This window comes from Rhodococcus yananensis (assembly GCF_020515525.1).
Taxonomy (GTDB): domain Bacteria; phylum Actinomycetota; class Actinomycetes; order Mycobacteriales; family Mycobacteriaceae; genus Rhodococcus; species Rhodococcus yananensis.
Genome location: NZ_JAIYEP010000046.1, coordinates 1 through 15104 on the forward strand (window position 1 = coordinate 1; position 15104 = coordinate 15104).

General features: G+C 70.4%; 16 protein-coding genes. 7 read left to right on the forward strand and 9 right to left on the reverse strand.

The window, feature by feature from the left end; genetic code table 11:
* Window positions 1-669, forward strand: a 669-nt coding sequence (locus LDQ05_RS12370; RefSeq protein ID WP_226437260.1) for an alpha/beta hydrolase fold domain-containing protein, incomplete at its 5' end; no start/stop codon positions are given.
* 99 nt (window positions 670-768) lie between these two features.
* Here the strand turns inward: LDQ05_RS12370 and LDQ05_RS12375 are convergent.
* The 4 genes from LDQ05_RS12375 to LDQ05_RS12390 form a co-directional block, all read right to left on the reverse strand.
* A complete protein-coding gene (locus LDQ05_RS12375; protein WP_287217867.1) occupies window positions 769-1725 on the reverse strand; it encodes a glycine betaine ABC transporter substrate-binding protein in 957 nt (318 codons plus the stop codon).
* Window positions 1726-1808: 83 nt separating this feature from the next.
* Window positions 1809-3002, reverse strand: coding sequence for an NAD(P)-dependent malic enzyme (locus LDQ05_RS12380; protein ID WP_226437262.1), 1194 nt, complete (start codon window positions 3000-3002; stop codon window positions 1809-1811).
* A gap of 480 nt (window positions 3003-3482) precedes the next feature.
* Window positions 3483-3887: a hypothetical protein gene (locus tag LDQ05_RS12385; protein WP_226437263.1), complete on the reverse strand. Its 405-nt coding sequence runs from the start codon at window positions 3885-3887 to the stop codon at window positions 3483-3485.
* The gene (locus LDQ05_RS12390) at window positions 3884-4738 is read right to left on the reverse strand and encodes a PHP domain-containing protein (RefSeq protein ID WP_226437264.1); all 855 of its coding nucleotides are present in this window, start codon (window positions 4736-4738) and stop codon (window positions 3884-3886) included. The genes LDQ05_RS12385 and LDQ05_RS12390 overlap by 4 nt, the downstream gene beginning before the upstream one ends.
* A gap of 116 nt (window positions 4739-4854) precedes the next feature.
* Between LDQ05_RS12390 and LDQ05_RS12395 the strand changes: the two genes are divergently transcribed.
* Complete coding sequence (locus tag LDQ05_RS12395) at window positions 4855-5058, forward strand: CorA family divalent cation transporter (RefSeq protein ID WP_226437265.1); 204 nt, start codon at window positions 4855-4857, stop codon at window positions 5056-5058.
* A gap of 59 nt (window positions 5059-5117) precedes the next feature.
* Window positions 5118-6863: a hypothetical protein gene (locus tag LDQ05_RS12400; RefSeq protein ID WP_226437292.1), complete on the forward strand. Its 1746-nt coding sequence runs from the start codon at window positions 5118-5120 to the stop codon at window positions 6861-6863.
* A gap of 15 nt (window positions 6864-6878) precedes the next feature.
* On the opposite strand, the gene LDQ05_RS12405 is transcribed toward LDQ05_RS12400, so the two are convergent.
* Together LDQ05_RS12405 and LDQ05_RS12410 are read right to left on the reverse strand one after the other, a co-directional pair.
* A complete protein-coding gene (locus tag LDQ05_RS12405; protein ID WP_226437266.1) occupies window positions 6879-7469 on the reverse strand; it encodes a suppressor of fused domain protein in 591 nt (196 codons plus the stop codon).
* 134 nt (window positions 7470-7603) lie between these two features.
* Complete coding sequence (locus LDQ05_RS12410) at window positions 7604-8833, reverse strand: GNAT family N-acetyltransferase (protein ID WP_226437267.1); 1230 nt, start codon at window positions 8831-8833, stop codon at window positions 7604-7606.
* Window positions 8834-9039: 206 nt separating this feature from the next.
* Between LDQ05_RS12410 and LDQ05_RS12415 the strand changes: the two genes are divergently transcribed.
* Window positions 9040-9444, forward strand: a complete 405-nt coding sequence (locus LDQ05_RS12415; protein ID WP_226437293.1) for a protein-tyrosine phosphatase family protein — start codon at window positions 9040-9042, stop codon at window positions 9442-9444.
* Between the two features lie 58 nt (window positions 9445-9502).
* Here LDQ05_RS12415 and LDQ05_RS12420 read toward each other — a convergent pair whose 3' ends face one another.
* From LDQ05_RS12420 to LDQ05_RS12430, 3 genes are all read right to left on the reverse strand, one after another.
* Complete coding sequence (locus LDQ05_RS12420) at window positions 9503-10348, reverse strand: hypothetical protein (protein ID WP_226437268.1); 846 nt, start codon at window positions 10346-10348, stop codon at window positions 9503-9505.
* Between the two features lie 69 nt (window positions 10349-10417).
* A complete protein-coding gene (locus tag LDQ05_RS12425; RefSeq protein ID WP_226437269.1) occupies window positions 10418-10903 on the reverse strand; it encodes a general stress protein in 486 nt (161 codons plus the stop codon).
* Between the two features lie 114 nt (window positions 10904-11017).
* A complete protein-coding gene (locus tag LDQ05_RS12430) occupies window positions 11018-11974 on the reverse strand; it encodes an HpcH/HpaI aldolase/citrate lyase family protein (RefSeq protein ID WP_226437270.1) in 957 nt (318 codons plus the stop codon).
* 58 nt (window positions 11975-12032) lie between these two features.
* On the opposite strand from LDQ05_RS12430, the gene LDQ05_RS12435 reads away from it, so the two are divergent.
* From LDQ05_RS12435 to LDQ05_RS12445, 3 genes are all read left to right on the forward strand, one after another.
* On the forward strand, window positions 12033-13307 hold the full coding sequence (locus tag LDQ05_RS12435) for a magnesium transporter MgtE N-terminal domain-containing protein (protein WP_226437271.1): 1275 nt from the start codon (window positions 12033-12035) through the stop codon (window positions 13305-13307).
* Window positions 13300-13815 (forward strand): DUF1003 domain-containing protein, encoded by a 516-nt coding sequence (locus LDQ05_RS12440; protein ID WP_226437272.1) that lies wholly within the window; start codon window positions 13300-13302, stop codon window positions 13813-13815. The genes LDQ05_RS12435 and LDQ05_RS12440 overlap by 8 nt, the downstream gene beginning before the upstream one ends.
* A gap of 132 nt (window positions 13816-13947) precedes the next feature.
* A complete protein-coding gene (locus LDQ05_RS12445) occupies window positions 13948-14883 on the forward strand; it encodes a lysozyme family protein (protein WP_226437273.1) in 936 nt (311 codons plus the stop codon).
* Window positions 14884-15104 lie beyond the last annotated feature (221 nt).

Below are 15104 nucleotides of genomic sequence, written 5' to 3' on the forward strand. Positions count from 1 at the left end.
TCGCCCGCCACACACCGCTCCCTCGCCGCGCATCTCGCGGCGGCGGCGGACGCGGCGGTGTACGTCCTCGACTACCGTCTCGCCCCCGAGCACCGCTGTCCGGCGGCGGTCGAGGACGCGACCGCCGCGTATCTCGAACTCGTCACCGAGCAGTTCGGGGCCGACTCCGCGGTCGCCCTCGCGGGTGACTCGGCCGGTGGTGGTCTGGCGGTCGCGACGGCGGTGCGACTGCGCGACCGGCACGGTGTGTCTCCCGCGGCTCTGGGGTTGTTGTCGCCGTGGACTGATCCGTCTGCCGCGCTGCCCTTCTACCGCGACGTGGTGATCAACGCCGGGTGGACGTCGGCGTCCTGTCGCGCCTACCTCGGCGACGGCGACCCCACCGATCCCGACTTCGCCCCGATGTACGCCGACCTCGCGGGTCTTCCGGCGACCCTGGTGCAGGTGGCGACGACGGAGGCGCTGTACCGACAGGTGTGCACCTTCGCGTCGAAACTGGGTGAGGCCGGGGTCGACACGACGCTCGTCGAACAACCCGAACTGTGGCATGTCGCGCCGCTGCAGGCGTCGCTGGTGCCGGAGGCCGCCGCGGCGATCGCCGACTTCGGCCGATTCCTGCGCGACCACACCCGCCCCTCGACCGGGCCCGAGACGTCCTCCCGCGCCTGAGCGCCACCCGCGCGCCGAGCGAACGTATCGTCCGCTCGATTCAATCGATCGGGGGTACCACTCGCTCAGGCGCGCGGAGGTCGTTCGGGCGAGCGGAGGTCAGCCGTGCTCGGACAGCCAGTCGCCGGCGACGACAGCGGCATCCTCGCCCCCGCCGATCCGCTCGAGCATCGTGGCGAGGTCGGCGGTGGTCAACTCCCCCGCGACCACCCGCAGTGCATCGAGTCCGGTGTCGGTGACGGACTCCTTGCGGAACACGGGCACGACGTTCTGGGCGGGGAACACCGGTGTCGGTGCCTCGTCGACCTCGTCTCCGTCGGTGCGGTCGGGTGCGTCGTGCAGGGCCGCGACACCCGGGGGTGTCTGCCGCGACAGTGCCGGATCCGTCGTGGTCAGGCCCGCGAGTACACCGCCGGTGGACGCGGCCGCGACGGCTTCGGTGCCGGCGGACGACGCACGCTCGCGCGGGATGCAGCCTGCCCGGTCGAGAGCCGCCAGACCTCCCGCCGCCTCGAAACCGGGCGTGTACACGAGGGTGAATTCGCCGCATCGGTCGAGGACGTCCGGCAGTGCCGCGACCTGCCCGGTGTCACCGACCGCGGTTTCCGACGCCGCGGTCAGCAGGAGCGCACGATCCTGCGCTGCCGCGTGATCGGCGATCGTCGCATCTCCGGGGACGGCGCGTGCGAGCGCATCGAAGACGTCCTCGGCATCGGTCTCGACGGCGTCGGGGACGAACCGGTGAAGCAGTCGCCCGGTGTACCCCGGCACGAGGGTGACCTCCCCCGCGTCGAGAGCGGCGAGGGCTGCGGTGGCGTCGGGAAGGGCCGACACCGTCGCGTCGATGCCGGCGTCCCGCAGGGCACCGGAGTAGATCTCGGCGAGGAGGTCCCCGACCGGGCCGTCGGGAGCCGCGACGACGACCGGTCCGGGTGTCGCGGCCGGATCGAGTACGGGGGAGGCACATCCGGCGAGGGCCGAGGCGAGGGCTGCCGCCACCAGCAACGGGACGGTCCGGGGTCGATTCGACTTCCACGTGCCATTCACGGCAGCCATTGTCGCGCACACCCGTAGGACGCCGAACGCCCCGGCCCGAACCTGGGTGCGGGTTCGGCTCCGGGGCGTGCGGTTCGATCGCGTCAGTCGGTGACACCCTCGGCCTTCGCCGCGGCCGCGACGGCCTCGGCGACGGCGGGTGCGACGCGCGGATCGAGGGGGCTCGGGACGATCTTGTCCGCGGCCAACTCGTCACCGACCACCGAGAGGATGGCCTCGGCGGCGGCGAGCTTCATGCCTTCGGTGATGCGGCGGGCACCGGCGTCCAGGGCGCCCTTGAACACACCGGGGAAGGCGAGCACGTTGTTGATCTGGTTCGGGAAGTCGCTGCGCCCCGTCGCGACGATCGCGGCGTGCTTGTGCGCGATCTCGGGGTGGATCTCCGGATCGGGGTTCGACATCGCGAAGATGATGGCGTCGTCGGCCATCGTCGCGACGATCTCCTCCGGAACGGTGCCCGACGAGACGCCCAGGTAGACGTCGGCACCGTCGAGGGCTTCGGCGATTCCGCCCTTGCGTCCCTCGGGGTTGGTGCGGGCGGCCAGATCCGTCTTGATCTCGCCGAGGTCGGAGCGGTCCGCCGAGATGATGCCCTTGGAGTCGAGAACCACCACGTCACGAGCACCGGCCGCGAGCAGGATGTTGGTGCAGGCCACGCCGGCCGCACCGGCGCCGGAGATGACGATCCGCAGGTCGGCGATGTCGCGGCTCTGGACCTTCAGCGCACCCTTGAGTGCGGCGAGCGCGACGATCGCGGTGCCGTGCTGGTCGTCGTGCATGACGGGGCAGTCGAGAGCCTCGATGACGCGCTTCTCGATCTCGAAGCAACGCGGCGCGGAGATGTCCTCGAGGTTGACCGCGCCGAAGCTCGGACGCAACCGGATGAGGGTCTCGACGATCTCGTCGGGGTCCTTCGTGTCGAGGACGAGGGGGATCGAGTTCAGGCCCGCGAACTTCTTGAACAGGGCCGACTTGCCCTCCATGACCGGCAGCGATGCGCGGGCACCGATGTCACCGAGGCCGAGGACTGCGGTGCCGTCGGACACGACGACGACCAGCCGGTTGGTCCAGGTGTAGCGGTCGACGAGGGTCTCGTCCGCGGCGATCGCCCGGCACACCTGGGCGACGCCGGGGGTGTACGCGATGGACAGATCGCGCTGGTTCTCCAGCGGTGCGGTGAGTTCCACCGACAACTTGCCGTCGATGTGGCTGCCGAAGATCTCGTCGTCGGTCAGCACGACCTTCTGAGGGGTTGCTGCATCAGACACAATAGACACGATGACACTCCTGCGTGCTCCGAGACCAGCCCGGTCTCGGTTACTGCGAAGTAGCTGCAATTCGGTTCACCTGAACGTCCGCGCTGTGTGTCATGCGGGCGTTCGTCGGTGTCGAGGTGCAGTGCTTCGCCAAGGACGGTTTCGGTGAAGCATCCGGGCGCGATCACGGTTACCGCTGTACAACGCTGTACGACTTCCGGAGCGTGATGGCGCCGGGGCGGGTGGCCCTGGCGGTGGCCCTTCGGCGTCGCCGCAGGTCTGCGGCGGCAGGGTCTGCCATCTTGCATCCGAGTCGGGGCGGTGGCGCCCGTCTCGGTTCGGAGGCAAGTTTGCCACCTTCACAGAGCAAACATCAAATCGGTGTTGGTTGCGAAGGTTCTCACCGTTTTGCCGTTCCTACCTGTGAGTTTTCGGCAGAATCGGACCGGTTCCTGGGGGAATGCCGGAGCTACTCGCCAGTACATCCCAGAATGCGGACCGTCAACCCCACCACTGGGTGAACATCAGAATCGATGCAGTGAAGATGACCACACACGCCGCGAGCAGGGACATCGCACCGCGTCGTCGATCGGCGACGAGCTGCGCCACGATCGCGACCACCGTCGCGACGACGTGCGCGGCGACCGCGTCGGTGCCGGGCCCCGGCACGTCCCGGCGACCGGCGAGGTACTGCGCGACGCAGACGACGACCGTCAGGACGATCACGGCCCCACACACGACACCGGAGACCACGCGACCGGCCCGCACGACCGCACCGGCGCGCCGTGGCGCGTCGAACGACGAATTGTAGTACTCGCGGCCGTCGTACTCGTCACCGTAGTACGACGATCCGTAATCGATGTCGCTGCTGCGACTCTCGGCGCCGCGCGGATCCCACGACCTCATCCCGCGACCACCTCGGTCCCGCTCGCACGATCGACCAACGCCTCGAACGCGGCGGGCGCGGTCGTGAACTCACCGAGCCCGATCCGCTTGTTGTCGCCGTGATAGTCGGACGAACCCGTCACCACCAGATCGAGACTGCTCGCCAGGTCCGTCAGCACCCGCACATCGTCGGCGCCGTGATCCGGATGCGCGACCTCGATGCCCGCCAGTCCGAGCGCAGCGAGTTCCTCGATCTGCCCGAGCGCCATCACCCTGCCCCGCGACCGCGCCAACGGATGCGCGACCACGGCGACGCCCCCGGCGGCGCGCACCATCTGCACGGCGTCGGCGAGCGGGGTGTCCGCCTTGGGAACGTAGTACCGGCTGCGTGTCGACAACAGTTCGGTGAAGGCGTCCCCGATCGACGACACGACCCCCGCCTCGACGAGCGCCTGCGCCAGATGCGGGCGACCCACCGACGGCCCGGCCCGGTCCAGCACCGCATCCGGATCGATCGGCAGGCCGTCCTCGGCCATCCGCAACGCCATCGTGCGGATCCGCGACACCCGCTCGTCCCGCAGCCGCGCCCGCTCGGCCACGAATCCCGACTCGGACGGATCGAACAGATACGCGAGCAGGTGCACGGCGACGGGGTCGCCGTCGTCGCCGCGCCCCTCGCACGACATCTCCATGCCCCGCACCAGTCTCAGCCCGGAGGGCAGCGCCGCCACGGCCTCGTCCCATCCGGCCGTCGTGTCGTGATCGGTCAGGGCCACCACGTCGAGGCCTGCCGCGGCCGCCTTCCCGACGAGATCCGCGGGGGTGTCGGTGCCGTCCGAGACGACCGAATGGGTGTGGAGATCGATGCGCACCACACCAGTCTGTCAGGTGACGCGCCGGTACCCGACGACACGACCGGCACGTCCACCGGCGACTACGATGACTGCGCGACCGGCAGGACCGTCCGCCACAGCGAGGAAGGGGAAGCGTGCCCACCACTGCCCCGCCGCGACCCGGTCGGCGCGCCGCGGCGCCGGCGGCAGTCCCGACGACGATCGCGGGGATCTACGGCACGAACGTCGATCACATGCCCGAGTTGCACCGGGAGCACACGTACCACGCGGTGCCGGTGTTCATCGTCGTGATCGTGCTGGTCCTGATCGTCACGTTCCGCCGCGACACGTGGCTGTGACGGCGGGGACGGTCGACCGACCGCGCGGCCCGCTCCCGGCGACACGGCGCCACGCGACGGTGCTCGCGGTGGCGTCCGCGCTCGTGGTGATCCAGGTGGTCGTGCGCGCGGTGATCGCGTTCGGCGGCGAATTCTACTGGGACGACCTGATCCTCCTGGGCCGCGCCGGAACGCATCCGGTGTGGTCGCCGGAGCTGCTCGCCCACGACCACGACGGTCACCTCATGCCCGCGGCGTTCGCCGTCGCGTCCCTCGCGACCGCGGTCGCGCCGCTGCAGTGGTGGCCCGCAGCCCTGACCCTCGTGGTCGGGCAGCTGCTCGCGTCCCTCGCGGTGCTGCGGGTGCTGTGGCTGCTCCTCGGCCCGCGCCGGGCACTGTGGGGACCGCTGCTGTTCTACCTGTTCACACCGCTGACGCTGCCCGCGTTCGCGTGGTGGGCGGCGGGGCTCAACGCGCTGCCGCTGCAGGCCGCGCTCGCATGGGTGGCCGGTGACGCACTGTTGCTCGCCCGCACCGGCCGCCGACGATACGCGGTCACGGGCGTCCTCGTGACCGCGACCGCGCTGCTGTTCTTCGAGAAGTCGGTGCTCGTGCCGTGCGTCGCGTTCGCGACGCTCGCTCTGGTGTACCGGGTCGACGGTGCGCCCGCTCCCGTGCGGCGCGCGTGGCGGCAGGCCCGGCCGCTGTGGTTGCTCTCGGCGGTGGTCGTCGCGGTGTGGACGGTGTCGTACACGACGCTCGTCGCGTCCCGGTTCGGGGTGCCACCCCGGTCCATGGTCGACGGACTGACGCATCACGGCCTGTCGTACGGGCTGGTGCCCACGTTGATCGGCGGGCCGTGGCGCTGGGAACGTTGGAATCCCAGCCCACCGTGGGCGGACCCACCGCCGGTTCTCGTCGTCGCGGGCTGGTCGGTGGTCGCGCTGGCGCTCGTGTGGAGTGTGCGCCGGCGGCATCGGACCGGTGCCGTGTGGGTGGCGGCCGCAGCGTACATCGCGGCGTCACTCACCGCGATGATCATGACCAGGTTCGGCTCGGAGACCACCTACGAACTCGCCCAGACTCTGCGGTATTTCGCGGACTCGTCGGTGGTCGTCGCGATCGGTGCCGCGCTCGTGATCCGCGCTCCCGCACGCGACACCGGCACCGGTGTGCCCGCCCGCGCCCGCACCGTGGGCGCCGCGTTGTGTGCCGCCGGGTTCACGGCCGGCTCGGCGATCTCGACGGTGACGTTCGCGCACAGTTGGGCGGACAACCCCACCGGGGACTATCTGGCGCACGCGAAGGCCGCGCTCACCGCCCACCCCGAGGTACCGGTCCTCGATCATCCGGTGTCGGTCTGGGTGCTGCTGCCGGTCACCTACCCGCACAACCTCGCGGGTTCGGTGTTCTCGGCGCTGCCCGGACGGTCGGAGATCGGTGCACACACCACGCAGTTGCGCGTGTTCGACGATCGTGGCGACCTCGTGCCCGCCGAACTGTTCCCCACCCGCATCGTGGAGCCGGGTGACGTTCCGGACTGCGGTCATGCCGCCCGCCCCGGCACCGTCGGGGTGCTCCCGCTGGACGAACCGGCCGGCGACTGGGAGTGGACGGTGCAGATCAACTACCGTGCCTCGGCCGACGGCGCACTCGAGGTCGGGTTCCCGGGGTGGCCGGCGGTCACCGTACCCGTGACGGCCGGTCTCGGCACCGTGTACGCGCGGGTCGACGGCGGCGGCGCGGCGTTGCGGGCGCGGGTGACCACCGCGGAACCGGCCGTGTGTCTCGGGGGCGGCATGCTCGGCGTCGTCGTGCCGAGCTGACCGAGGATCCGGGGGTCACATCCGGGCCGCCGCGCGGCGGGGGTCACGGACGTCGATCCCCGCCTCCGCCCATGCGTCCCGGAGAGCGTCGGCACCGCGCAGCCGCTTCCACGCGGCCTCGTTGCCGGTCAACGGCACCGCCTCGAGGAATCGCACCGGATCGGCGGGTTCGGGCAGCGGCAGATCCGGCACGTCACCGGAGGTGAGCAGCACGGCGGTGAACGGGGCACCCTCCCACAGCGGCTCCCCCAGATCGAGCAGTGCATCGTCGGCGAGCACGACCCCCTCGACCGCGGGAAGTGCGGCGAGCACCGCGAGCCTGCGGTGCACACCGGCGGTGATCCCCTCGGCGTCACGCAGGCTCAGGATCAGCTCCGCGCGGGGCCCCCGTGTCGGATCCGCGACCATCGCGGCGGGATCACCCATGGGGTGGCGGGAACACCCGAGCGTCGCGAACCGGACGAGTTCACCGCTGCGGTACCGCAGCACCTCCATCGGCTCGAGTCCCAGGAACGTCACCGACGCCGATTCGGGCTCCTGCCCCGCAGGGTCGGCGAGATGGGTGTCGAGGTGGGTGCGGACGGCGGTGAGGACGGCGTCGGTCATGTGGGCAATCTATCGGGCCCGACGGCCGCTCCGACAGGCCGATCGTTACCGGGCAACCACGCTCACCGCACCGCACGCAGCTGATCGGTGGTGCGATGCGCTCAGGCTTCATTCCGGGAGGTTCGGCGGGCGGTTCAGAACATGGTGCCCGCGAACGGTGCCCGCGGCCACGCGAACAGGTCGTGCGCCACCGAGGCGGCCTCGGCCGTGCGCACCCGCACCCGTCCCGCCGCGATCAGGTTCCCGATGTCGACGCCTCCGAGCAGCAACGAGCCGAGTTCGGCGACACCCAACCCGAGGTCGGGTGGTCCATCCACCTGCACGGCACCGGACGGGCCGATCTCGAACACGCCGGTGTTGTCGTCGAACAGCGGATCCGACACCGCGATCCGGACGGTCGCGCCGCCACCCCGGTAGGAGCGTGCCGCCAGGGCCGCGGGCACATCGAGGATCCGCAGCCAGGTCTCGTCCGATCGCGGACCGACGGTGGCCGCTCTCTGGTCGGTGAGCATCCACGGCAGCGGGTCGTCCACGGGCATGGTCGCGAACACGATCCGGTCGACGAGATCGAGTCCGAGCAGGAAACGCACCAGCGACGCGTGCGCCTCCGGGGTGGGCGCGAAGAAGTCGTCGACGACGACGGTGCGGTCCCGGCTCGTGAACCACTGCGCCGTGTCGACGGGCCGGTAACGGACGAATCCGTCCTCGGCGCCCTCCGCGCCGTGCACGACGACGTAGGACGGACCCGCGGACACCGGCCGCAGCCGCTGCGCGGCCCACCATCGCGGAGTCCGTTCGATCCCACCCGGGCGATCCGGGAGATTCCGGGAATAGATGCGTTCCAAAAGATCCCACGCCTGCGGGTAGGAGCAGAACCGAACGGGACCGGCCTCCGGAACGGTGGGACGAAGCGCAGCGCGCCGCACGTCCACCTCGATCCGCTCGGTTGCCGACGCAAGTCCGTACCCGTATCGCTCGTAGATCGTGGCTTCCGAGGCGCGCAGCGTCGCGACGACGTCGCCGCGCTCGCGGCCGTCGCGCAGCTGCCGGCGCAGCAGCGCGGTCACGATGCCCCGGCGGGTGTGGGTGGGCAGGACACCGACGTGCGTCACGGCGGCGTGCTGCACGCGTCGTCCACCCGGCACGACGAGGTCACCCGTCGTCGCGTCGACCGTCCCGACGAGCCCACCGTCGACGAACGCGCCGTACGTGCGACCCGGCTCGAGATACTCGCCGATCCGGCCGTCCGGATACGACGGTCCGGGTGGAAGACCCACCATCGCGGTACGGAACAACACCAGCGCCCGCCGGAGTTCCGCCTCCGAGGCCAACACTCGGATCTCGGGTCCGTCCTGAGAACTCATGGCTCCGACAGTAGGGCGCATCCGGCACTCCCGGTGCATCGGTACGAAACACGAGCGGATGTCGACGGTCGCGAACGGTCGTCGCCACCGCGCCGGCGCCGCGTACGGCACCGACACGCGCGCGCCGAACCGCGGGTGTTCGCCGCGTCCACGGGTAGGTTTCCACCGTGCACGACGACGATTGGGACACGGGCTCGCCGGGTGTGATGCGACTCCCGTCGGGGCGGCTCGTGCTCGGACGTTCCCTGCGTGGTCCGCTCCCCGACGGTCCGCCACCGGAGTTCGCGGTGTATCTGCTGGGTCGGCCGCCCGGGCCCGTCGACTGGGATTCCCGGTGGGTTCGGTGGCCGGACTTCCGACTCCCGACCGATCGGGACGATCTGCACGACGCCCTGTACGAGGCGTGGGTGCGCGCGGGTCGCCAGCGCGTGGAGATCGCGTGCTCGGGTGGCCGCGGGCGCACCGGCACCGCGCTGGCGTGTCTCGCCGTCCTCGACGGCGTTCCCGCCGACGAGGCCGTCGGCTTCGTCCGCGAACACTACGATCGGCGCGCGGTGGAGACGCCGTGGCAGCGGAGGTTCGTTCTCGGCTTCGGTACCGCGCCGCACTGACGGATCGCGCCGCACTGACGGACGGCGACGCACCGCGATCCGCCGATCCGGTTCCGCTTCAGTCCGCCCGCAACCGCGCGAGCGCCGCGTCGGCGGCCGAGGCCGTGCGTTCGGCGTTCGTGATCTCCCGTTTCGCGGATGCCGCGGCGCGGCGCGCGAACCGCAGTTGATGCTCGGCGCGGTCCAACTCGTCACGCAGCCGCGCCACCGTCTGCTCCTGCCGAGCCAGATCGTCGTCCGCGGTGCGCGCGGCGGCCCGGGCCTCGTCGACGGCGGCGTGCGCGGCCGCTGCGGCCTCCGTGGCCCGTTCCACGACCGCGTCGGATCCCGGCCGCTGCGCGGTGTCGTTCATCGACATCCGCTCGGCCGGTCCGTGATCGCCATGCGCGGCGTGTTCGGGTGCGACGACGGTCAGCGACGTCGCCGATCCCTCACCGAACCCGGCGGGTTCCACGATCGTCTCCAGTCGACCGGCCCGGACCCGCTCCGCCACCGTCGGGTCGGCGACGGCCGCGTTGAGGGTCTGCGCAACCTCGCGGAGCGCGTCCCCGGTGACCGTGCGGCCGCGTTCCGACGCCAGGTGCGCGGCGTCGCGTCCCAGCTGCGCCACCGCCTGCCGTCGACGCTCCGAGAGGCGGCGCAGGTCGTGCGCCGACAGTGTGCGCTGCGCGCGGCGCAGTTCCCCGCCGAGATCGAGCAGGGCCTCCAGTTCGTGCGGGTGTTCGCGGGCGAGCAGATTCACCATCCACGCCGCGACCGTCGGCTTGCGCAACCGGCCGATCGCCGCGGTGAGTTCGCGGTCGCCCGATTCCCGCGCCGCTGCGACGAACTCCTTGCGCGCGGCCACGAACTCCGCGGGGTCGAGCCCGTAGAGGGTGTCCGCGACCGAGTCGACAGTGCGCATACCTTCAGAGCGTAGTGGCGGCACGGCGCCGCTCGCCCGTGCGCCGACGAATCACAGGGCGCCGACGGATCACAGTGCGAGCTTGGCGAGCAGATCCCGCGCCTGTTCGGCGGTTCGCGGCTTGCACAGCACGTCGTAGCGGCCCGCGACGAGTTGCATGGTCGAGGAGAAGTCACGCTGGCCGCGGGTCGCGGCGTACGGGATGGACGCGGAGATCAGACCGAAGATGATGCCGCCGACGAGACCGACGAGCAGCGGTCCGAGGAATTCGGTGGAGAAGATCCCGAGCAGCAGCCCGAAGAACACGCCCAGCCACGCGCCGGACACGACACCGCCACCGATCACCTTCGGCCACGTCAATCGGCCGGTGACCCGCTCGACCTGCATGAGGTCGACGCCGACGATGGTGACGTCCTCGACGGAGAAGTTCTGGTCGGACAGGTGGTCGACGGCCCGCTGGGCCTCCGCGTACGTGGTGTACGACCCCACCGGCCATCCGGTCGGGGGCTCCGGCAGTCCCGGCACCTGACGCCCGGGTCCGAGGGGATTGGTCATGTGTCGTCGCTCCTTGTCGGTGGCCACACGTCGACGTTCGACGCGTCCGGTGTCCATTCTGCCCGGATGCTCGCCCGCCGGGCGGCGATCGGAGCGTGCTCCGGGGCCGTCCGCCTATCGCGGTGGCTCGAATGCGGTGGTGCGGGTCATCCCGGCGGCGCGTCCCTTGGCCGAGACGACCAGGGCCATCTTGCGGCTGGCCTCGTCGATCATCTCGTCTCCGAGCATCGCGGCTCCGCGTGCGCCGCCGGCCGCGGAGGTGTGCCATTCGTAGGCGTCGAGGATCATCTCGGCCTTGTCGTAGTCGGCCTGCCGCGGGCTGAACACCTCGTTGGCGGCGTCGATCTGACCGGGGTGCAGCACCCATTTCCCGTCGAATCCGAGTGCCGCGGTGCGCTGCGCGGAGCGGCGGAACGCGTCGACGTCACGGATCTGCAGGTACGGGCCGTCGATTGCCTGCAGGCCGTGGGTGCGAGCCGCCACGAGGATGGTCATGAGGATGTGGTGGTAGGCGTCGCCGCGGTCGTAGCCGTCGGGTTGCTCGCCCACGACGAGGGTGCGCATGTTGATGCTCGCCATGAAGTCGGCCGGCCCGAACACGAGGGTCTGCACTCGTGGGCTCGCGGTGGCGATCTCGTCGATGTTCGTCAGCCCCCGAGCGTCCTCGATCTGGGGTTCGATACCGATCCGCCCCACCTCGAGGCCGTGGGCCTTCTCCACCTGGGTCAGCAGCAGGTCGAGTGCTTCGACATGGCTCGCGGCGGGAACCTTCGGCAGCAGGATCGCGTCGAGTTGCGCGCCGGCACCCCCGACGACGGTCGCGACGTCGAGGTAGGTCGCGTCGGTGGTCCAGTCGTTGACGCGCACCACCTTGAGTTGCTCGCCCCACCCGTCCTCGTTCAGCGCCTCGACGATGGTGGCGCGGGCCTGTTCCTTGGCCAGCGGCGACACGGCGTCCTCGAGGTCGAGGAAGACCGCATCGGCGGGCAACCCCTTGGCTTTGTCGATCATCTTGCGGCTGCTGCCCGGGACTGCCAGAACGGATCGGCGTGGTCTGAACGTGAACGACATGGGCGAGCGTGACCTCCGAGTTCCGGAATGCGATGCGTGAAGCCTTAGCCTTTCAATCATGGCAGCAGTGGGCAGGGTATTCGCGGCGCGACTGGCCGGATTGGTCGTTCTCGGCCCGGACGGAGAGTCGATCGGCCGTGTCCGCGACGTCGTGCTCACCATCCGAATAGGCAGGCAGCAACCGCGCGTTCTCGGCCTGGTCGTCGAATTGCCGACCCGCAAACGCATTTTCGTTCCGATGCTGCGCGTCACCGCGATCGAGCCGGGTGCCGTCACCCTCGTCACCGGCAACGTCAGTCTGCGGCGGTTCACGCAACGTCCCTCCGAGGTGCTGGCGCTGGCGCAGGTGCTCGATTCCCGGGTGCGTGTGGACGATCCCGAACTGCCGGATCTGCACGATTCGGACGTGACGATCGTCGATCTCGGTGTCGAACTGACCCGCACGCGCGACTGGGTGGTCAATCGAGTGGCCGTGCGTCGACACCGTGGCAGGCTCGCGCGTCGCGCGCCGATCCACGTCGTGGAGTGGCAGCACGTGCACGGACTGACCCAGCAGGCGCTGGCGATGCCCGGGCAGGGGGTGTCGCAGTTGCTGATGCAGTTCGAGGACATGCGCCCGGCGGACGTCGCGAACGCGTTGCGCGAGTTGCCGGCGAAACGCCGGACCGAGGTGGCGGTGGCCTTCGACGACGAGCGTCTCGCCGATGTGGTGCAGGAGTTGCCCGCGGACGACCAGACGGGGTTGCTCAAGGAGTTGGGGCTCGATCGCGCCGTCGATGTGCTCGAGGCGATGGATCCCGATGATGCGGCCGACCTGCTCGGTGAGCTCCCGGAATCCGATGCCGAGTCGTTCCTGCAGCGGATGGACCCGGAGGATTCGGAACCGGTGCGGCGACTGCTCGAGCACTCCCCCGACACGGCCGGTGGCCTGATGACACCGGAGCCGGTGGTGCTCACGGCGGCGACGACCGTCGCCGAGGCCCTCGCCCGCGTCCGCAATCCCGATCTGACTCCGGCGATGGCGTCGATGGTGTTCGTGGTGCGCCCACCGACGGCGACACCGACGGGCCGCTATCTGGGGTGCGTGCACCTGCAGCGCCTGCTGCGGGAGCCGCCGGCGAGTCTCGTGGGCGGCATCGTCGACAACGATCTGCCCCGGCTCGATCCCGACGATTCGTTGACGACTGTGACACGCTACTTCGCGACGTACAACCTGGTGTGTGGTCCGGTGGTGGACGACGAGCAGCATCTGCTCGGCGCCGTCAGCGTCGACGACGTACTCGATCATCTGCTGCCGGAGGACTGGCGCGAGGAGGAGGAAGACGTTGAGTGACCGCACCGCCCTGGGGCGGCAGCGCCTCGAGACCCCTCAGACGTCCCGGTTCCGTTTCAACTACGACGCCGAGGCCGTGGGTCGCGTCAGCGAGTCGATCGCGCGTTTCCTCGGGACGGGACGCTATCTCGCGATCCAGACGATCGTGGTGGTCGTGTGGATCTTCCTGAACATCGTTGCGGTGGGCCTGCAGTGGGATCCGTATCCGTTCATCCTGCTGAATCTGGCGTTCTCGACGCAGGCCGCGTATGCGGCGCCGTTGATCCTGCTGGCGCAGAATCGCCAGGAGAATCGCGACCGGGTGTCGTTGGAGGAGGACCGGTCGCGGGCGGAGCAGACGAAGGCGGACACCGAGTTCCTGGCTCGGGAACTGGCGGCGCTGCGGTTGGCGGTGGGCGAGGTGGCGACGCGCGACTATCTGCGCCGCGAGTTGGACGACATCAAGGCGCTGCTCGAGGAGCCCGGTGAGACCGACGAGTCGGGGGTGAGGAGGACACCGCGTCGGTGACGCGCACAAGAACACCGCGTCGGTGACCGGGCGGGATCACGGGACCCGGAGTTGCACACATATCACCGTCGTTCTGTAACCTGCATCACAAACCGTGTGATGTGCGGAGGGGGACGGAAGGTGGGTGGTGGCGTGCGTTGGCAGGGAGCCTTCGTCGTGCCGATGGTCGTGGCAGCGGGTCTCGTCGCGACGGCGTCGGCGCCGTCGAGTGTCGCAGAGCCGGTGGTGGCGAGCGCCTCGGAGACGTCGGCGTCGGAGCCGGCCGCATCGACGGCGGTGGGGGTGCTGCCCCCGTCACCCGCCGACCCGCTGTCTCCGGTCGGTCCGGCGGACTCGCCCGATCCGGGGGTCTCCCCCGCCTCGGCGGGTGACGGTTTCACGATTCTCGGCGACGGCCCGCTGGCGATTCCGGAGCTCGTGTACTACGCGTATCGCGCCGCCGAGATGCAGTTGGCGGTGAATTCTCCCGAGTGCGCGTTGCCGTGGAATCTGCTGGCTGCGATCGGTCGCTCGACGTCGGATCACGCGCACGGTGGCCGCACCGACGTGCTCGGGACTCTCGCGTCACCGGCGACCGCCCCGGACGGTCGGGTGGGACCGATGCTGCTACCCCCGCCGGTGTGGCAGGAGTACGCGGTGGACGGCAACGCCGACGGCACGGCGGATCCGCAGAACGTGTTCGATGCGACCCTGGCCGCGGGCGCGTGGATGTGCTCGGTGGGCGGTCCGGTGCGCGACGGCGACGGGGAGGCACGCGCGGTGGCCCTGTTCGATTCGTCGCCCGAGTTCCTCGCGGACACGCGGAGGTGGTCGGCGGCGTACGCGAAGGCGACGGCGGTCGCACCCGCCGCACCCGTTGCGGTGCCGTCGTCCGCGGTTCAGCCACCGGCGGCGACGACGCCGGGCACCGTGGACGTCGCGGCGACGGCGCCCGCCGTGGCACCGCCCGCGGATCCGTCGGGCGGCGAGGTCGCTCCGCAGGACGATCCGCCGAACGTTCCGGCGTTGCCCGAGATCCCCGCGGAACTCACGGAGCTACCCTGCCTGGTTCCCGGGCTCTGCGAGTGACACGCCCACCGTGGGCGTGACATTTTTGTTATCCATCTCACAGTTCGATCGGTGCGCCGCACCCATGGGATGACACACGCCACGCGGGGCGACGCGGCGCGCACCCCTGTACTGCAGTTTCTCCCGCCACACCCGTGTCGGAACCCCCACCCGACACACCTTCGTGTTACATCACGGTTCAGTAACAGAAGGGCATCGAATCATGTAGCCTCAGCTCGGCC